Annotated in this window: 16 protein-coding genes; 10 read left to right on the top strand and 6 right to left on the bottom strand. The window is 70.5% G+C overall.

Features of this window, described 5'->3' with window-relative positions; all coding sequences use genetic code 11:
- Positions 1-2 precede the first annotated feature (2 nt).
- Positions 3-1,106, bottom strand: coding sequence for a nitronate monooxygenase family protein (locus ABZX10_RS00885; RefSeq protein WP_355533540.1), 1,104 nt, complete (start codon positions 1,104-1,106; stop codon positions 3-5).
- 121 nt (positions 1,107-1,227) lie between these two features.
- Here ABZX10_RS00885 and ABZX10_RS00880 point away from each other — a divergent pair, with 121 nt between their 5' ends.
- Positions 1,228-2,022, top strand: a complete 795-nt coding sequence (locus ABZX10_RS00880; protein WP_355533538.1) for a crotonase/enoyl-CoA hydratase family protein — start codon at positions 1,228-1,230, stop codon at positions 2,020-2,022.
- A gap of 74 nt (positions 2,023-2,096) precedes the next feature.
- On the opposite strand, the gene ABZX10_RS00875 is transcribed toward ABZX10_RS00880, so the two are convergent.
- Positions 2,097-3,650: an AMP-binding protein gene (locus tag ABZX10_RS00875; RefSeq protein ID WP_355533536.1), complete on the bottom strand. Its 1,554-nt coding sequence runs from the start codon at positions 3,648-3,650 to the stop codon at positions 2,097-2,099.
- Between the two features lie 160 nt (positions 3,651-3,810).
- On the opposite strand from ABZX10_RS00875, the gene ABZX10_RS00870 reads away from it, so the two are divergent.
- The 3 genes from ABZX10_RS00870 to ABZX10_RS00860 are packed head-to-tail and all read left to right on the top strand — an operon-like array spanning position 3,811 to position 6,988.
- Complete coding sequence (locus tag ABZX10_RS00870; protein ID WP_355534061.1) at positions 3,811-4,740, top strand: OB-fold domain-containing protein; 930 nt, start codon at positions 3,811-3,813, stop codon at positions 4,738-4,740.
- Entirely contained in the window at positions 4,737-5,816 is a 1,080-nt protein-coding gene (locus tag ABZX10_RS00865; RefSeq protein WP_355533533.1) for a thiolase domain-containing protein, read from the top strand. Before ABZX10_RS00870 ends, ABZX10_RS00865 begins: the two co-directional genes overlap by 4 nt.
- Positions 5,816-6,988 (top strand): thiolase domain-containing protein, encoded by a 1,173-nt coding sequence (locus tag ABZX10_RS00860; protein ID WP_355533531.1) that lies wholly within the window; start codon positions 5,816-5,818, stop codon positions 6,986-6,988. Before ABZX10_RS00865 ends, ABZX10_RS00860 begins: the two co-directional genes overlap by 1 nt.
- A gap of 70 nt (positions 6,989-7,058) precedes the next feature.
- Here the strand turns inward: ABZX10_RS00860 and ABZX10_RS00855 are convergent, their stop codons facing one another.
- Both ABZX10_RS00855 and ABZX10_RS00850 read right to left on the bottom strand, forming a co-directional pair.
- Positions 7,059-8,204 carry an MFS transporter gene (locus tag ABZX10_RS00855; protein WP_355533529.1) on the bottom strand — a complete coding sequence of 382 codons (1,146 nt, stop codon included), beginning with the start codon at positions 8,202-8,204 and terminating at the stop codon, positions 7,059-7,061.
- Positions 8,205-8,460: 256 nt separating this feature from the next.
- Positions 8,461-9,684 carry a cytochrome P450 gene (locus ABZX10_RS00850; RefSeq protein WP_224645357.1) on the bottom strand — a complete coding sequence of 408 codons (1,224 nt, stop codon included), beginning with the start codon at positions 9,682-9,684 and terminating at the stop codon, positions 8,461-8,463.
- 246 nt (positions 9,685-9,930) lie between these two features.
- On the opposite strand from ABZX10_RS00850, the gene ABZX10_RS00845 reads away from it, so the two are divergent.
- Both ABZX10_RS00845 and ABZX10_RS00840 read left to right on the top strand, forming a co-directional pair.
- Positions 9,931-11,091 (top strand): steroid 3-ketoacyl-CoA thiolase, encoded by a 1,161-nt coding sequence (locus ABZX10_RS00845; protein WP_355533526.1) that lies wholly within the window; start codon positions 9,931-9,933, stop codon positions 11,089-11,091.
- A gap of 4 nt (positions 11,092-11,095) precedes the next feature.
- Positions 11,096-12,082, top strand: coding sequence for an NAD-dependent epimerase/dehydratase family protein (locus ABZX10_RS00840; protein WP_355533524.1), 987 nt, complete (start codon positions 11,096-11,098; stop codon positions 12,080-12,082).
- 114 nt (positions 12,083-12,196) lie between these two features.
- On the opposite strand, the gene ABZX10_RS00835 is transcribed toward ABZX10_RS00840, so the two are convergent.
- Together ABZX10_RS00835 and ABZX10_RS00830 are read right to left on the bottom strand one after the other, a co-directional pair.
- On the bottom strand, positions 12,197-13,102 hold the full coding sequence (locus ABZX10_RS00835; RefSeq protein ID WP_355533522.1) for an SDR family oxidoreductase: 906 nt from the start codon (positions 13,100-13,102) through the stop codon (positions 12,197-12,199).
- Between the two features lie 28 nt (positions 13,103-13,130).
- Entirely contained in the window at positions 13,131-13,928 is a 798-nt protein-coding gene (locus ABZX10_RS00830) for an SDR family oxidoreductase (RefSeq protein WP_355533520.1), read from the bottom strand.
- Positions 13,929-14,032: 104 nt separating this feature from the next.
- On the opposite strand from ABZX10_RS00830, the gene ABZX10_RS00825 reads away from it, so the two are divergent.
- The 4 genes from ABZX10_RS00825 to ABZX10_RS00810 are packed head-to-tail and all read left to right on the top strand — an operon-like array spanning position 14,033 to position 17,515.
- A complete protein-coding gene (locus tag ABZX10_RS00825; RefSeq protein ID WP_355533518.1) occupies positions 14,033-14,845 on the top strand; it encodes an enoyl-CoA hydratase family protein in 813 nt (270 codons plus the stop codon).
- Positions 14,842-15,720: a CoA-transferase gene (locus ABZX10_RS00820; RefSeq protein ID WP_355533516.1), complete on the top strand. Its 879-nt coding sequence runs from the start codon at positions 14,842-14,844 to the stop codon at positions 15,718-15,720. The genes ABZX10_RS00825 and ABZX10_RS00820 overlap by 4 nt, the downstream gene beginning before the upstream one ends.
- Positions 15,717-16,460 (top strand): CoA-transferase, encoded by a 744-nt coding sequence (locus tag ABZX10_RS00815; RefSeq protein WP_355533514.1) that lies wholly within the window; start codon positions 15,717-15,719, stop codon positions 16,458-16,460. The genes ABZX10_RS00820 and ABZX10_RS00815 overlap by 4 nt, the downstream gene beginning before the upstream one ends.
- Positions 16,457-17,515 carry a nitronate monooxygenase gene (locus ABZX10_RS00810; protein ID WP_355533512.1) on the top strand — a complete coding sequence of 353 codons (1,059 nt, stop codon included), beginning with the start codon at positions 16,457-16,459 and terminating at the stop codon, positions 17,513-17,515. Before ABZX10_RS00815 ends, ABZX10_RS00810 begins: the two co-directional genes overlap by 4 nt.
- Positions 17,516-17,613: the final 98 nt, after the last annotated feature.

Genomic DNA, 17,613 nt, shown 5'->3' with positions numbered 1-17,613 from the left:
GGTCAGCGTGCCAGGTTCAGGCGGTCGACGGCATCCTCGAACTCGCCGACCAGCTCGGCCATGATCTCGGCGACGGGCCGCACCGCATTCATCCGGCCCACGATCTGGCCGACCGGCATCGCGACGACCGACGGATCGCCCGAGGCGTGGATCCGGCTGTGCGCCTCCCCCACCAGGAGGTTCTGCAGAGGCATGGGCAGGGCCGACGGTGCGCCGGGCTCCTCCCAGGCCTGCGTCCACCGGGTCTTGAGCAAGCGGGCGGGCTTGCCCGAGAAGATCCGGGTGCGCACGGTGTCCGCACTCGTCGCGGCGACCAGGGCGTCCTGCATGGTCTGCGACTTCGTGTGCGTCTCGAGATACTCGGTGGTGGTGAGCCAGTAGGAGCCCATCCACACCCCCTCGGCGCCGAGGGTCAGCGCGGCGGCGATCTGCCGGCCGGAGCCGATGCCGCCCGCGGCCACGACCGTGGCGTCCTCACCCACCTCGTCGACGATCTCCGGCAGCAGCACCATCGAGGCGATCTCGCCGGTGTGACCGCCGGCCTCATAGCCCTGCGCGATGACGATGTCGACGCCGTTGTCGACGTGGGCGCGGGCGTGCTTGGCCCGGCCGGCCAGCGCCGCGACCTTGACGCCGTGCTCGTGCGCCGCGTCGATGACGTCCTTCGGCGGCGAGCCGAGGGCGTTGGCGATCAACGCGATCCGGCGCTTCAGCGCCACATCGACATGGGAGCGGGCCACCGAGTGCAGCCAGCCGAGCACCCCGGCCCCGGCGGCACCGTCGGGCAGCTCCGGCACCCCGAGCTCGCGGAGGGTGCGCTCCACGAACGCGCGGTGCTCGGCGGGAATGAGCTCGGTGAGATCGCCCGCGCTCCCCTCCGTGGGCACCTTGTTGGGCATGACGACGTCCACGCCGTACGGCCTGCCGTCAGTGTTGGCGTCCATCCAGTCGAGGACGGCGTCGAGCTCGTCGGGGTCGTTGAACCGGACGCAGCCGAGCACGCCGAGGCCGCCCGCACGGGAGACCGCCGCGGCGACGTGCTCGGACGGGGTGAACGCGATGACCGGGTACTCGATGCCCAGGTCGTCGCACAGGGGTGTGCGCATGGAATTCCTCCTGAAGAGATCTTTCCACCAAACTAGAACCTGTTACTGTTCCATGGAAGCGGATTCCCGCATTTGCCGATCCTCGTCTCGGTGAGGGTCCTCGACCGAAGGAGCCTCAGTCATGACAAACGCCCCGCACGCGCTCGTCGAACAGCGCGGACACACGCTGCTCATCACCATGAACCGGCCGGAGCGCAAGAACGCACTCACCGGCGAGATGCTGCAGATCCTCAGCGACGCATGGGATCGCATCGACACCGACCCCGGGATCCGCAGCGCCGTGCTCACCGGCGCGGGCGGTGCGTTCTGCGCGGGGGCCGACCTGAAGAACATGGCGAAGTCGAACCCGGGCGAGGCGATGAAGGAGGGCAGCGCCTTCGACCCGGCCCGGATCCCCGGCCTGATCAAGGGCCGCCGCCCGGGCAAGCCGCTCATCGCCGCGGTCGAGGGCGCCGCCATCGCCGGCGGCACGGAGATCCTGCAGGGCACCGACATCCGCGTCGCGGGCGAGAGCGCGAAGTTCGGCGTCTCGGAGGCGAAGTGGAGCCTCTATCCCATGGGCGGCTCGGCCGTCCGGCTGCCGCGGCAGATCCCGTACACCGTGGCGGCGGACCTCCTGCTCACCGGCCGGCACATCACCGCAGCCGAGGCCAAGGAGTACGGGCTGATCGGACACGTGGTGCCCGACGGGGGCGCGCTGGACAAGGCGCTGGAGCTGGCCGAGCTGATCAACGCGAACGGCCCACTGGCCGTGCAGGCGATGCTCCGCACCATGCGCGCCACCGAGGGCATGCATGAGGAGGAGGCCTTCGCGATCGATGCGAAGGAGGGCCTGCCGGTATTCCTCTCCCAGGACGCCAAGGAGGGCCCGCGCGCCTTCGCCGAGAAGCGCAAGCCGGTCTTCGAGGGCCGCTGATCCCGCAATTGAACGCTGTTACGGAGCAAATGACCTGCGGTTTTCCTCTCCGTAACAGCGTTCAATTGCGGTGATCAGGCGTACTGGGCGCGCAGGGCCTTCTTGTCCGGCTTACCGAGGGGGCTGACGGGGATCGACTCGACGAGGTCGACGGTCTTCGGGGTGTAGACGGCGCCCTTGCGGTCGCGGACCAGGTCGCGCAGCTCCTCGACGTCGACGGTCGCGCCCGCGCGCGGCACGACGACGGCCTTCACGGCCTCGCCCCACTTGTCGTCGGGTACGCCGATCACCGCGACGGACGCGACGGACGGGTGCGTCGAGATGACGTCCTCGACCTCGCGCGGGAAGACGTTGAACCCGCCCGTGACCACCATGTCCTTCTTCCGGTCGACGATGTACAGGTAGCCCTCGTCGTCGAACCGTCCCACATCGCCGGTGTGCAGCCAGCCGTGCTCGGTGGCCTCGGCCGTCTGCTCCGGCTTGTTCAGGTAGCCCTGCATCACCAGCGGGCCACGCACGCAGATCTCCCCCGGCGCACCGGGTTCGACGGGGCGCCCGGCATCGTCGAGCAGGGCGACATTCACCCACGGGACGGGCTTGCCGCAGCTCGCCAGCCGCTCCGGCTTCGACGGGTCGTGGTCGCCGCGGCGGAGCACCGCGATCGTCATGGGGCACTCGGCCTGGCCGTAGAACTGGAAGAACACGGGCCCGATCCGCTCGATCGCCTCGGTGAGCCGGGTCGGTGAGATCGCCGACGCGCCGTAGAAGACGGTCTCCAGGCTGGAGAGGTCGTAGTCGTCGAATTTCGGGTGGTCGAGCAGCGCGTAGATCATGGTCGGCACGAGCATCGTCGCGGTGATCCGGTACTTCTCGATCGCCGCGAGCACGGCCTCCGGCTCGAACCGCGGCAGCACGACCATGGAACCGCCGGACATCGACGTCGGGTTCCAGAACGCGCCGCCGGCGTGGCTGAGCGGTGCGCAGACCAGGAATCGGATCTCCTGCGGCCATTCCCATTCCGTGCGCTGGATGCGCAGCAGCGCCGCGCCGCCCGAGTAGCTGAGCATGACGCCCTTGCTCTTGCCGGTGGTGCCGCCGGTGTAGGCGAGGCTCGCGGTCGAGGACGGGTCGGCGGTGTGCGCCGCGAGCGGTCCGGGCTCGAAGCCGGCCGCCACCGCCGTGAGGTCGATGCCGGAGTCCGTGGGCCCCAACGAGAGCAGCGTCTTCAAGCCGGGAACGCGCTCACGCAGGTCGGCGGCACGCTGCTCGTACAGGCGCGGGTCGTAGATGAGGGTCTCGATCCCCGCGTCCTCCATGACGTAGACGTGATCGTCGAGTGAGCCCATCGGGTGCAGCGCGGCGAAGCGGACGCCGGTGATCAGGTTGGTGGACTGGGCGATCAGCACCTCGTGCCGATTGCCCGACAGCATCGCGACGGGGCTTCCCGCGCCGAGACCGAAGGACGCGTACGCCTGGGCGTACCGGCTGACCTCGTCTCGCACCTGCGCATAGGTGAGCGTGCTATCGCCCTGCGGACCGGTGACATGCACGGCGGTCCTGTCCGGGTAGGCCTCGAGCGAGCCGAGCAGGATGTCGCCGGCGAGCGGCTCGCGATGCAGATCGTCCATGGAACACCTCGTGGATCGTTGCGGAACACCGCCTTCTCGTGCGGTGCGATCGTCTCCACGGTAGGGGCTCAATCCCATTTCCGGGATACCCTTGCGCCAAAAAGTTAGAACATGTTTCACTCGGGTGGTGACCGCAGAACCGCAGACCCTCTCGGCGCCGATGCACCTGTCCTTCGACTACACCCGGTCGCTCGGACCGGTGCTGGGCGCGTTCATGACGAACCTCCGCGCGCGCCGCATCGTCGGCACCAGGGACGCCGCCGGGCGGGTGCACGTGCCCCCGCTCGAGTTCGACCCCGACACGCACGCCCCGCTGGCCGAGGTCGTGCCCGTGTCCGACACCGGCACGGTGACGAGCTGGACCTGGAACGCGCATCCGGTCGACGGTCAGCCCCTCGACCGCCCTTTCGCGTACGCGCTCATCAGGCTCGACGGTGCCGACACGTCCCTCCTGCACGCCGTCGACGTCGCGGGCCCCGAGGACATCTCGACCGGCATGCGGGTGCACGCGCGCTGGACCGCCGAGACGACAGGCGCGATCGGCGACATCACGCATTTCGTCCCCGGCGAGGGCGACGGCGTCCCCGAGGTCGCGGCACCGTCGGGCGATCCGGTGACGATGCTGGTCGCCCCCGTCTCCCTCACCCTCGAACACTCCGCCTCCGAGCCCGAGACCCGCTACCTGCGGGCACTCGCCGAGGGCCGGCTGCTGGGCCAGCGCTGCGGGAAGTGCGGGAACGTCTACGTGCCGCCCCGCAACGCCTGCCCGATCGACGGCATCCCCACCACCGAGGAGGTCGACCTGCCGGACACCGGCGTGGTCACCACCTTCTGCGTGGTCAACGTGCCCTTCCAGGGGCAGCGGATCAAGCCCCCGTACGTCGCCGCCTACGTGCTGATCGACGGCGCCGACATACCGTTCCTCCACCTCGTGCTCGGCTGCGACCCGTCCGAGGTGCGGATGGGTCTGCGCGTGCGCGCCGTGTGGAAGCCGCGTGAGGAATGGACCGAGAGTCCAGGCAACATCTCGCATTTCGAACCGACCGGTGAGCCGGACGCCCCCTACTCCAGTTACGAGAAGCACCTGTGAGCACACGCACCTGCACCGATCCGGACGGCTCCGTCGCCGTCGTCGGCTACGCCGCCACCCCGTGGCTGCGGGCCCACCAGACCACCACCAACGGCGTGGAGATGCTGATCCCGCTGTTCGCCGACGTCTTCGCCCAGACCGGTCTCACCAAGTCCGACATCGGATTCTGGTGCTCCGGCTCGTCGGATTACCTCGCGGGACGCGCCTTCTCGTTCATCGCGGCGATCGACTCCATCGGGGCCGTGCCGCCGATCAACGAGTCGCACGTGGAGATGGACGCCGCGTGGGCGCTGTACGAGGCCTGGGTCAAGATCCGCACCGGCGAGATCGACACCGCGCTCGTCTACGGCTTCGGCAAGTCCTCCGCGGGCATGCTGCGCCGCACGCTGACCATGCAGCTCGACCCGTACACCGTCGCACCGCTGTGGCCCGACTCGGTGTCGGTCGCCGCGCTGCAGGCCCGCGCCGGCATCGACGCCGGTGCCTGGACCGAGGCCGACATGGCCGCGGTCGCCGCGCGCAGCCTCACCGACGCGACGACGAACCCCGCGGCGCAGGTGTCGCGCACCGTCGACGCGGAGACGCTCCTGGGCGAGCCGCTGTGGGCGGATCCGTTGCGCCGGCACGACATCGCGCCCGTCACCGACGGTGCCGCGGTCGCGATCCTGGCCTCCGCCGAGCGCGCCCGCGAGATCCGGGAGAACCCCGCGTTCATCACCGGGCTCGAGCACCGGATCGACTCGCCCGCACTGGGCTCGCGCGATCTCACCCTGTCGCCGTCGACCACCGTCGCGGCCCGCGCCGCCGGAGCGGACGGCGTGCAGCTCGCCGAGCTGCACGCGCCCTTCACCCACCAGGAGCTGATCCTGCGCAGGGCGATCGGTCTCGACGACGACGTACGGATCAACCCGTCCGGCGGTGCGCTCGTGGGGAATCCGATGTTCTCCGCGGGCCTCGCCCGAATCGGCGAGGCCGCCCGCGCCGTGTGGAACGGCGACGCGGAACGCGTCCTGGCGCACGCCACGAGCGGACACTCCCTGCAGCAGAACCTGATCGCCGTGATGGAGGCCAAGTGATGGGTAAGCCCACCGCCGTGCTCGGAACCGGCCAGACCCACCACCGCGCCAAACGCGCCGACGTCTCCATGGCGGGCATGATCCGCGAGGCCGTCGACGCCGCGTTGCTCGATTCCGGTACCACGATGGCCGACATCGACGCCATCGTGATCGGCAAGGCGCCCGACATGTTCGAGGGCGTGATGATGCCCGAGCTGTTCCTCGCCGACGCTCTGGGCGCGGTCGGCAAGCCACTGCTGCGCGTGCACACCGCGGGCTCGGTGGGTGGGTCCACCGCTGCCGTCGCCGCCGCCCTGATCAAGTCGGGCGTGCACAAGCGGGTGCTCACGGTGGCGTGGGAGAAGCAGTCGGAGTCGAACGCCATGTGGGCGCTGTCGATCCCGGTTCCGTTCACCGTGCCCGTCGGCGCGGGGGCCGGTGGCTACTTCGCGCCGCACGTCCGCTCCTACATCCGGCGGTCGGGCGCGCCCGACCACGTCGGCGCCATGGTCGCGGTCAAGGACCGGCGCAACGGCGCGCGCAACCCCCTGGCCCACCTGCACCAGCCCGACATCACGCTCGAGTCGGTACAGGCGTCCCAGATGCTCTGGGACCCCATCCGATTCGACGAGACCTGCCCGTCGTCCGACGGTGCCTGTGCCATCGTGCTCGGCGACGAGGAGGCCGCCGAGGCATCGGAAGCGGCCACCGGCAACCGCGTCGGGTGGGTGCTCGCGACCGCGATGCGCACCGAGCCCCTCGCCTACGCCGGCCGCGAGCATGTGAGCCCGCAGGCCGGGCAGGACGCCGCCGCCGCCCTGTGGCGGGACGCCGGCATCACCGACCCGCTCCGCCAGGTGGACGCCGCCGAGATCTACGTGCCCTTCTCCTGGTTCGAGCCGATGTGGCTGGAGAACCTCGGCTTCGTGCCCACGGGCGAGGGCTGGAAGCTCACCGAGTCCGGGGGCACCGAGATCGGCGGGGAGCTCCCCGTCAATCCGTCCGGCGGCGTGCTGTCCTCGAACCCCATCGGCGCGTCGGGCATGATTCGGTTCGCCGAGGCCGCCAAGCAGGTCATGGGCCGCGCCGGGGACTACCAGGTCGACGGTGCCCGCAAGGCACTCGGCCACGCCTACGGCGGCGGTTCGCAGTACTTCTCCATGTGGCTGGTGGGCGCGGACAAGCCCGCGTGACACCCGGCATCGTTCCCCGAACCTCTCGATGGGCTGGTGCGCGCGGACAAGCCTGCGCAGGCACCGCATATCACCGACCCGACCGGAGCCGCGTCCCAGCGAGGATCGCCGCAGCCGCAATGGCCGTGACGGCCGCGGCGAATCCGGCCGGTCCCGCGATCCCGCCGAGGCGGTCGAGGGCAGCGCCCGCGCCGATGGGTCCCGCCACCGCGCCCACGTTGAGCGCGGCGGTGGCGTAGGAACCGGCCATCGTGGGTGCAGTTGCCGAGGCGGACCCGATCGAGAGAGCGATCAGCGTCCCGCCGACGGCGAATGCGAGGAGGCCCGACAGGGGCACGATCGCCAGCAGGAGGAGCGGGTCCCGTCCGCCGGAAGCGAGCATCACCCACGCGCCCACCAGGAGCGGTGCTCCCGCAGCGAGGAGGGCTCGCGGTCGGGCGTCGGCGACGCGGCCTACGAGCGCGACGCCGGCGCACGCACCCGCCCCGAAGAGCATCAGCACCAGCGGGATCCACGCCGCCGACAGCACTTCCGCCACCGGGACCGCGAGGTAGGTCAGGACGCCGAAGGTGCCCGCGTTCACCAGCGCGGTGAGGACGAGCATCGTCGCCGTTCGGCCGTCGTACAGCGCGGCGAGTTCCGTTCGGAGCGAGCGACGCCCGCCGTCGATGGAATCGAGGTGAGCCGTACCGAGGATCGCGAGGAAGGGCGGCACGCACAGCAACGCGACCGCCCAGAACAGCACGCGCCATCCCGCGGCGGCGCCTACGCCTGCGCCGGCGGGAACGCCCGCGACCATGGCGACGGTGGTCCCCGCGAGCAGCATCGACAGCGCCCGCGCCCGACGGTCGGGGCCGACCGCCGCGGCCGCCACGGTGAACGCGACGGCGAGGAAGCCCGCATTGGCGAAGGCGGCCACGACGCGGGTCCCGAGCAGCACCGGGAGGGAGGCGGCCAGCGCGCCGACGACGTGCGCCGCCGCGAACAGTGCGAGGAAGCCGAGCAGGGCCGAGCGGGGCGGCCACCGTCGGGCGAGGGCGGCGGTGACCGGGGCACCGACGACCATCCCGACGGCGAACGCGGAGACGAGGCTTCCTGCGGCGGACGGGGCGACGGCGAGGTCGTCGGCGAGGGCCGGCAGCACGCCGGCGAGCATGAATTCGGAGGTACCCATCGCGAAGACGGCGAGGGCGAGGAACAGGACGAGTCGAGGCACGGAGCACTCCTGGGACGACGGAAACGTGGGATCGTCTCCGGTCGCCGCGGCCGACTCGGGCCCGCGGATCAGCGCACGACGGCGCGGTTCTGCACGGGGTCGGCGGCGGGACCGGCGACCCCTTCCTCATGCGATTCCGGTGTGCTCACCCGACCACGCTAACCTCCACGACCGTCCCGGGGCCACCGGGTTTCCGGACCGCACCACGACGAGTCCCCCAGGAAAATCCCGGGGGCCTCGTCAGTGAGTTCGCCGCCTACTCGTAGGCGACCTTCCAGTGCTTGATGCCGTTGAGCCAGCCCGACCGCAGCCGCTGCGGGGGCTCGAGTTCGCGCAGGTTCGGCATGACGTCCGCGATGGCCTTGAACATCAGGTCCATCTCGAGGCGGGCGAGGTTCGCGCCCACGCAGTGGTGGGTGCCCGAGCCGCCGAAGCCGACGTGCGGGTTCGGGTCGCGCAGGATGTTGAAAGTGTAGGGATCCTCGAAGGCGTCCTCGTCGAAGTTGGCCGAGGCGTAGAACAGCGCGACGCGCTGGCCCTTCTTGATCGTCTGCTCGCCGAGCTGGACGTCCTCGAGCGCGGTCCGCTGGAACACCGAGACGGGCGTCGCCCAGCGCACGATCTCGTCGGGCGCGGTGCGCGGCCGCTGCTCCTTGTAGATCTCCCACTGGTCGGGATGGTCGACGAAGGCCTTCATGCCGTGGCTGATGGCGTTGCGCGTGGTCTCGTTGCCGGCGACTGCGAGCAGCAGCACGAAGAACGCGAACTCGTCACTGCCGAGACCGTCGCCATCGATGTCCGCCTGCACCAGGGTGGTCACGATGTCGTCCATCGGACACTTGCGGCGCTCCTCCGCGAGGTTCCACGAATAGCCGGTGAACTCGGTCATGGCGGTGAGGTAGTCGCCCTCGAACTCGGGGTCGTCGTACGCCATCATCGAGTTGGACCAGTCGAAGAGCTTCTTGCGGTCCTCCTGCGGCACGCCGAGCAGCTCGGCGATCGCCTGCAGCGGGAGCTCGCTGGCGACCTGCTCGACGAAGTCACCGCCGCCGGCCTTGCGGGCCTCGTGCACGATCTGCTCGGCCCGCTCCGCCAGCGCGTCGTGCAGGGACTGCACCGCCTTCGGCGTGAAGCCGCGCGAGATGATGCGGCGCGTCTTGGTGTGCTGCGGCGGGTCCATGTTGAGCAGCAGCATCCGCTGCATGTCGATCTGCTCGCGCTCGATCTCCGGACCGAACCGGACGATCGCGCCGTTCTCCCAGTTCGAGTACTGCTTCGGGTTCCGCGAGATGGCCTTGATGTCCTCCAGCTTGGACACTACCCAGAAGCCACCGTCGTCGAAGCCGGTGGTGCCGGGCGGGATGTCCTGCCACCAGACCGGTGCCGATCGCCGCAGCTCGGCGAACTCGGCCTCGGGCCGCCGCTCCGACCACAGGTCGGGGCTGGTGAAATCGAACCCCGCGGGGAAGTGCACGCTCACGCCGCCTCCTCAAGCGTCTCCACCCGGACTCTGGCCAGGCGTATCTGAAACATGTTCTACTCATTGAAGCACAGACTGTCCGCTCGTGAGCTAGATTGCGAAGGACGCTGGTTGCACAGCAGTTACACAGGGACGAACCAGTCGCGGCGCCACCGCATGAGGCTCGACAGAGCCGGAGATCGGCGCCACAATCGAGAACGTGCTCTACCCAATCGGGGCGAGCCGAGAATGTGAGGAACGATCGATATGGGCATCCCCGTCATCGTCGACGCCGTCCGCAGCCCCATCGGCAAGCGAGGCGGCTGGCTGAGCGGACTGCACCCCGCCGAGCTCCTCGGGGGCACCGTCACCGCCCTCCTCGGGCACGCCGGGGTCGACCCGGCGCAGATCGAGCAGATCATCGGCGGCAATGTCACGCAGGCCGGTGAGCAGGCGGGCAACATCACCCGCACCGCCTGGCTCAACGAGGGCCTCCCGGAGCTGACCGGCGCCACCACGATCGACGCGCAGTGCGGATCGGCCCAGCAGGCCACGGGCCTGATCGCCGGCCTCATCGCCACCGACGCCATCGCGGCCGGCATCTCGTGCGGAGTCGAGTCGATGAGCCGGATCCCGCTCGGTGCGAACCGCCCGGAGGGCCTGGGCACCTCCCGCCCTCCGTCGTGGACCATCGACATGCCCAACCAGTTCCTCGCCGCCGAACGGATCGCCGAACGCCGCGGGCTCACCCGCGAGGACATCGACGCCTTCGGCCTCGCGTCGCAGCGCAAGGCGCTGCAGGCCTGGGCGGAGGGCCGGTTCGACCGCGAGGTCGTGCCGCTCAAGGCGCCCGCGATGGCCGACGGTGCGCCCACCGGCGAGACCATCGAGGTCTCCCGGGACCAGGGTCCGCGCGAGAGCACGCTCGAGGGGCTCGCCAAGCTCACGCCCATGCTCGACGGTGGCCGGCACACGGCCGGCACCTCCTCGCAGGTGTCCGACGGTGCCGCCGCCGTCCTGCTCATGGACTCCGACCATGCCGCCGCGCTCGGCCTCACCCCGCGCGCCCGGATCGTCTCGCAGGCTCTGGTCGGCGGGGAGCCGTATTACCACCTCGACGGCCCGATCCGCGCCACCGAGCGCGTGCTCGAGCGCTCCGGCCGGTCGCTCGGCGACATCGACCTGTTCGAGGTCAACGAGGCCTTCGCCTCCGTGGTCCTGTCCTGGCAGCAGGTGATCGGCCCCGATCCGGACAAGGTGAACGTCAACGGCGGCGCCATCGCACTCGGTCATCCGGTCGGCTCCACCGGCGCCCGGCTCATCACGACCGCGCTGCACGAGCTGGAGCGGCGCGATGCGTCGACCGCCCTCATCGCGATGTGCTGCGGCGGCGCGATGGCCACCGGCACCATCATCGAGCGGATCTGACGACATGCGCGTAGCAGTCACCGGCGCAGCCGGATTCGTGGGCGGGAACCTCCTGCAGCAATTGGTCGAGCAGGGACACGAGGTTGTCGCGATCGACCGGACCTCGTCGCCGCATGCGCCCGAGGGCGTGCGGTGGGTGCAGGCGAGTGTCCTCGAACCGGACGAGATGCGCGCCGCATTCGAGGGCGTCGAGGTCGTCTACCACCTGGTCGCGATGATCACGCTGCGAATGGAGGACGAGGCCGCGTGGCGCCTCAACACCCAGGGCGTACGCATCGTCGCTCGCGCGGCGCTCGACGCAGGCGTGCGGAAGATGGTGCACCTGAGCTCGATCCACGCGTTCGACCAGGATCTGGTCGAGGTCATCGACGAGACCGCGCCGCGGTCCGTGCGCCCCGAGATCCCCGTCTACGACCGCTCCAAGTGGGCCGGCGAGCAGGAGCTCCGGAAGGTCATCGACGACGGGCTGGATGCGGCCATCTGCAACCCCACGGGCGTGTGGGGGCCCGCCGACCACGGCGCCGCCCTGTCCCGGTTGAATCGACTCGCGCACACCGCCGCCCGGGGACGGATGCCCGCCTTCGTCTCGAAGGCCGGCTTCGACCTGGTCGATGTCCGGGACGTGGCCACCGGCATCATGCTCGCCGCGGAGAAGGGCAGGACGGGCGAGAACTACCTTCTCGGTGGGGAGTTCGCGCCGATCATCGACGCCATGCGCCTGTCCGCGCGTGCGGCCGGCCGCTCCGGACCGCGCGTGGCCGTGCCGATCGGGGCGCTCGCCGCGGTCATGCCCGTCCTCGAGCCGATCAACAGCAGACTCGGTTCCGACGTGCTGTCGAAGGCGGCGCTCGGGCCGCTGTTCGCATCTCCCCTGGTGGACATCTCGAAGGCCCGCAACGAACTCGGGTACGCGCCGCGCACCATGGAGAGCACCGCGGCGGAGCTGGTGCAGTTCTTCGTGGACTCCGGTCGGCTCCGCGCCCGGGCCTGACCGCACGAACTCGGCCGACCCCTCGCCGAGACGCGGCCGGCCGCGCGGAGATCCCCTCCCGCGCGGCCGGCATCGTCGTCCCCCGGGGCTCCGGCGGAGCGCCCGGGCCTGTGCTCACGCGCCGTAGACGGACTCCGGGGCCGGTGCCTCGGCGATCAGGCCGCGCACGACCGTCCCGAGCTCGGCGGGCTCCCAACGGGCGCCCTTGTCGCGCTGCGGGCCGTGTCGCCAGCCCTGCGCCACCGAGACCTTGCCGCCCTCGACCTCGAAGACCCGGCCGGTGACATCCGCGGATTCAGTACTGCCGAGCCAGACCACGAGCGGCGAGACGTTCTCCGGCGCCATCGCGTCGAAACCGTCCTCCGGCGCGGCCATGTCGTCGGCGAAGGTCGTCTCCGTCATGCGGGTCCGGGCCGCGGGCGCGATCGCGTTCACGGTGATCCCGTACCGCCCCATCTCGGCGGCCGCCTGGATCGTCATCTCCGCGATACCCGCCTTTGCGGCGGCGTAGTTGCCCTGGCCGATGCTGCCGAGCAGGCCCGCGCCGGAGCTGGTGTTGATCACCCGCGCGTCCGGCTGCCGCCCCGCCTTGGACTCGTCCCGCCAGTAGCCGGCCGCGTGCCGGAGCATCGCGAAGTGCCCCTTGAGGTGCACCCTGGTCACCGCGTCCCACTCCGCCTCCGACATGTTCACCAGCATCCGGTCCCGGAGGAAGCCGGCGTTGTTCACCAGCACGTCGAGGCGCCCGAACTCGTCGATCGCCGTCCGCACCAACGCCTCCGCGCCCGCCCAATCGGCGACGTCCGACGGATTCGCGACCGCCCGGCCGCCCGCGGCGCGGATCTCCTCGACGACCTGCTGCGCCGGCCCCGATGAGGCCTCGGCACCGTCGAGCCCCACCCCGTAGTCGTTGACCACGACAGCCGCGCCCTCCGCGGCGAAGGCGAGCGCGTGGGCCCGACCGATTCCCCGACCGGCTCCGGTGACGATGACGACGCGACCGTCGACGATTCCTGTCATTGTTGTTCTCCTCGTTCGTGGTTCGGATCTACCGCGCGTCGCGCTCGACGTTCGCGGCGGCCAGGAAGGCGGGGCGCTCGCCACCGCCGTGGACGAGCAGTGTCGCGCCGCTGACATACGACGCGAGGGGCGAGGCGAGGAATGCGGCGCACGCGCCGACCTCCTCGGGATCGGCCAGCCGCCCGAGCGGCACGGTCGCACCGATGGCCGCGATCCCGGCGTCGTCGCCGTAGTGCTGCTCGGCGGCCTCGGTGCGGACCATCCCCACGTCGAGCGCGTTGACCCGCACCGCGGGCGCGAACTCCACCGCAAGGCTCGCGGTGAGCGAGTCGAGCCCCGCCTTGGCCGCCCCGTAGGCCGCCGTGCCCGGCGAGGGACGGGTCGCGCTCACACTGGAGACGTTCACGATCGCCCCTCCCCCAGCGCGCTGCATGGCCGCATTAGCCCTCTGTGCCACCAGGAGCGGTGCGAGCAGGTTGAGCCCGACGACCTTCTCATGGAAGCGCGTCGAGGCCGTCGCGGCATCGGCGAAGGGAGCACCGCCCGCATTGTTGACGAGCACATCGAGCCGGCCGTGCCGCTCGACGATGCCGGCGATCAGGGCCTCGACCTGCTCGGGCTCGCGGACATCGGCCGCGACGAACTCGGCCACGGCACCGTCGACCTCGATCTGACGCTCGGGTTCCCGACGGGCGCAGACCACCACCGTCGACCCGTGGCGGAGGAACACGCGGGCGATACCCGCGCCGATCCCACGGACGCCGCCGGTGACCAGGACCACCGCGCCCTCGAGTCCCAGGCCACCTGGGACGGCTGCGCTCGACATGGATTCTCCTCTTCGTATTCCGGCTGACCCGGCTTCGGTGGTAGCGTACCAAGCAATTGCTAGGTTTAGATCACGTTCTACCTGTCTACCTCGAAGGAGTCGGTGTGCCTTCACCGATCACGACCACCGTCGACGAGTCCGGAATCCACACGATCACCGTCGATGCGCCCCCCGTCAACGCCCTCACCGTGCAGGGCTGGTTCGACCTCGCGAACGCCATCACCGAGGCGGGTCGCGACCCGTCGTGCCACGTCGTGGTGGTGCGCGCGGCGGGCCGCGGATTCAACGCCGGCGTGGACATCAAGGAGATCGACGCGGCGCAGGCCGCAGGAGACGGCTACAGTGCGCTCATCGGCGCGAACGCCGGGTGCGCCGCGGCCTTCTCCGCGGTGTACGACTGCGCGGTCCCGGTGATCGTCGCGGTGAACGGCTTCTGCCTGGGCGGCGGCATCGGCCTCGTCGGCAACGCCGACGTGGTCGTCGCCTCCGACGACGCCACCTTCGGGCTGCCCGAGGTCGACCGCGGGGCACTGGGCGCCGCAACGCATCTGGCGCGTCTCGTACCGCAGCACCTCATGCGCACGTTGTACTTCACCGCCGGCACCGTGACCGCGCAGCAGCTGGAGCACTTCGGGTCGGTGTACCGCGTGGTGCCGCGGGCCGAGCTCGATGAGACCGCCCTCGAGGTGGCACGGGCCATCGCGGCCAAGGACACCCGGGTGATCCGGAAGGCGAAGGAGGCCATCAACGGGATCGACCCGGTGAACGTGCACACCAGCTACCGGTTCGAGCAGGGATTCACCTTCGAACTCAATCTCGCGGGCTACTCGGACGAGCACCGCCGGGAGTTCGTCTCCACCGGCCGCACCGTGGGCGAAGCAGCCGAGGCCCAGGACACACAGCAGGAGAACGCATGAGCGACAAGACCATGACCCCCGAGCAGGTGGTCGCCGAACTCGAGGACGGCATGACACTGGGCATCGGCGGCTGGGGATCGCGCCGCAAGCCGATGGCCCTGGTGCGCGCGATCCTCCGCTCCGACCTCACGGACCTCACCGTGGTGTCCTACGGGGGCCCCGACGTGGGCCTGCTCGCCGCGGCCGGGAAGATCCGGAAGCTGGTCTTCGGCTTCGTCACCCTCGACAGCGTGCCGATCGATCCGAACTTCGCGCGGGCCAGGCAGTCCGGGGCCATCGAGGTGGCCGAGTGGGACGAGGGCATGTTCGCCGCAGGGCTCAAGGCCGCCGTGCAGCGCCTGCCCTTCCTCCCGATCCGCGCGGGCCTGGGCTCGTCGGTGATGGATGTGAATCCCGAGCTGCGCACGGTCGTATCGCCGTACGCGGACGGCGAGGAGCTCGTCGCCGTCCCGGCGCTGCGGCTCGATGCGTCGCTGGTGCACATGAACCGGGCGGACGCCCGGGGCAACGCCCAGTACCTGGGTCCGGACCCGTACTTCGACGACGATTTCGCCCTCGCCGCGGACCGCTGCTATGTCTCGTGCGAGCGGATCGTCCCGACCGAGGAGCTCGTCGCCGGCGGACCGGTGCAGTCCCTGATCATCAATCGCAGCGCAGTCACGGGGGTGGTCGAGACGCCGAACGGCGCTCACTTCACCACCGCGGCCCCTGACTACGGGCGCGACGAGAAGTTCCAGCGGCACTACGCCGCCAGCGCCAAGGATCCCGAAGCCTGGGCCGCTTTCGAGGAACGCTTCCTCAGCGGCGATGAGGCGCACTACCAGGCTGAAGTGGCCGCATGGGCCGCGGAATCGGCTGAGCAGGAGAAGAAATGACCGACATCACCCGCGCCGAGGTGTGCGTGGCCGCGATCGCAGACCTGTTCCGCGGCGATGGCGAGATCACCGCCAGCCCCATGGGGCTCATCCCGTCGTTGGGGGGCCGGCTCGCCCGACTGACCTTCGCGCCCGACCTCCTGCTCTCCGACGGCGAGGCCTATCTGGTCGCCGATGCGGCGAACCCGTCCGCCGGGATCGAGGGATGGCAGCCCTTCAAGAAGGTGCTCGACGTGGTCGTGCCGAACGGCAAGCGCCACGTCATCATGGGTGCCAGCCAGATCGATCGGTACGGCAACCAGAACATCTCAGCGATCGGCGATCACGCCGCCCCGACCCGGCAGCTGCTGGGCGTCCGCGGCGGCCCGGGTAACACGGTGAACAACCGCACGTCGTACTGGATCCCCAGACACTCCACCCGGGTCTTCGTCGATTCCGTGGACGTGGTGAGCGGGGTCGGCTACGACCGCGCCCGCGCGGCCGGCCCCGCGGCGAGCCGGTTCCATGACATCCACCGCGTGGTCACCGATCTCGCCGTCCTCGGTTTCACCGACGACGGTGCAATGACCATCCTCTCGGTGCATCCGGGCGTTACGGAGCAGCAGGTGCGCGAGGCGACGGGATTCGACCTGGACGGCGCCGGCGCCCCCGAGACCCGCGTCCCGACGGCCGAGGAGCTCGAGCTGATCCGCACCGTCGTCGACCCGAAGAGCTTGCGCAGCAGGGAGGTCCCCGCATGACCCTGCGGACGCGCCTGACGGAGCTCATCGGAATCGAGCACCCGGTGGTGCAGACAGGCATGGGCTGGGTGTCCGGCGCCCACCTCACCGCGGCTACGGCGAACGCGGGTGGCCTCGGCATTCTCGCGTCCGCGACGATGACCTTCACCGAGCTCGAGACGGCGATCCGGAAGACCAAGGAGCGCACCGACAAGCCCTTCGGGGTGAATCTGCGCGCCGACGCGGAGGACGCGCAGCAGCGCGTGGAGCTCATGATCCGAGAGGGCGTGAAGGTCGCGTCCTTCGCGCTCGCGCCGCGCAAGGAGATGATCGCACAGCTCAAAGACGCCGGGCTCGTGGTCATCCCGTCCATCGGCGCGGCGCGGCACGCCGAGAAGGTGGCCGCGTGGGGCGCCGACGCCGTCGTGGTGCAGGGCGGCGAGGGCGGCGGTCACACCGGCGGTGTCGCCACCACGCTCCTGCTGCCCTCCGTCCTGGACGCCGTGGACATCCCCGTGATCGCCGCCGGCGGCTTCTTCGACGGCCGCGGCCTCGCCGCGGCGCTCGCGTACGGCGCGTCCGGCGTGGCCATGGGCACCCGGTTCCTGCTCACCCGGGACAGCCGCGTCCCCGAGTCGGTCAAGGCGGAGTACCTCCAGCGCGGACTCGCGGACACGGTCGTCACCACCAAGGTCGACGGTATGCCGCACCGGGTCCTGCGAACGGCCCTCGTCGAAGCCCTGGAACGCTCGCACGGCGTCGCCACGCTCGCGCACGCCGCGCGGAACACCCTGCGGTTCCAGGCCCTCACCGGCGTGTCCTGGAAGGGACTCATCAGTGAGGGACTCGCGCTCAAGAAGGGCGGTGACCGCACCTGGAGCCAGCTGATGATGTCGGCGAACACACCGATGCTGTTGCGCGCCGGGCTCGTCGAGGGAAACACGGACGCCGGTGTGTTGGCCTCGGGCCAGGTGGCCGGCATCATCGACGACCTGCCGACCGTGGCGGAGCTCATCGAGCGCATCGTGTCCGAGGCCGAGGCCCGCCTGGACGACCTCACCACCCTGCGCACCTGACCCGTACCGCGCACCGTCGCACCCGTTTCCTGACTCAACAGCGTTAGCCTATACCGAACCCGCACGCAGGTCACGGTATGGGCTGACGCTGTTGAGTC

The sequence above is a fragment of the Tsukamurella sp. NPDC003166 genome, assembly GCF_040611135.1.
Lineage (GTDB): Bacteria > Actinomycetota > Actinomycetes > Mycobacteriales > Mycobacteriaceae > Tsukamurella.
The sequence above is the reverse complement of the archived record's forward strand: the minus strand, read 5'-3'. Positions and strand labels throughout refer to the sequence as shown.

What these genes read in the sequence shown, in the direction of transcription:
- ABZX10_RS00845 (WP_355533526.1), top strand. Translation starts at nt 9,931, where the DNA reads ATGGGCATCCCCGTCATCGTCGACGCCGTCCGCAGCCCCATCGGCAAG.
- ABZX10_RS00860 (WP_355533531.1), top strand. Translation starts at nt 5,816, where the DNA reads ATGGGTAAGCCCACCGCCGTGCTCGGAACCGGCCAGACCCACCACCGC.
- ABZX10_RS00870 (WP_355534061.1), top strand. Translation starts at nt 3,811, where the DNA reads ATGCACCTGTCCTTCGACTACACCCGGTCGCTCGGACCGGTGCTGGGC.
- ABZX10_RS00815 (WP_355533514.1), top strand. Translation starts at nt 15,717, where the DNA reads ATGACCGACATCACCCGCGCCGAGGTGTGCGTGGCCGCGATCGCAGAC.
- ABZX10_RS00820 (WP_355533516.1), top strand. Translation starts at nt 14,842, where the DNA reads ATGAGCGACAAGACCATGACCCCCGAGCAGGTGGTCGCCGAACTCGAG.
- ABZX10_RS00835 (WP_355533522.1), bottom strand. Translation starts at nt 13,102, where the DNA reads ATGACAGGAATCGTCGACGGTCGCGTCGTCATCGTCACCGGAGCCGGT.
- ABZX10_RS00810 (WP_355533512.1), top strand. Translation starts at nt 16,457, where the DNA reads ATGACCCTGCGGACGCGCCTGACGGAGCTCATCGGAATCGAGCACCCG.
- ABZX10_RS00875 (WP_355533536.1), bottom strand. Translation starts at nt 3,650, where the DNA reads ATGGACGATCTGCATCGCGAGCCGCTCGCCGGCGACATCCTGCTCGGC.
- ABZX10_RS00830 (WP_355533520.1), bottom strand. Translation starts at nt 13,928, where the DNA reads ATGTCGAGCGCAGCCGTCCCAGGTGGCCTGGGACTCGAGGGCGCGGTG.
- ABZX10_RS00885 (WP_355533540.1), bottom strand. Translation starts at nt 1,106, where the DNA reads ATGCGCACACCCCTGTGCGACGACCTGGGCATCGAGTACCCGGTCATC.
- ABZX10_RS00880 (WP_355533538.1), top strand. Translation starts at nt 1,228, where the DNA reads ATGACAAACGCCCCGCACGCGCTCGTCGAACAGCGCGGACACACGCTG.
- ABZX10_RS00840 (WP_355533524.1), top strand. Translation starts at nt 11,096, where the DNA reads ATGCGCGTAGCAGTCACCGGCGCAGCCGGATTCGTGGGCGGGAACCTC.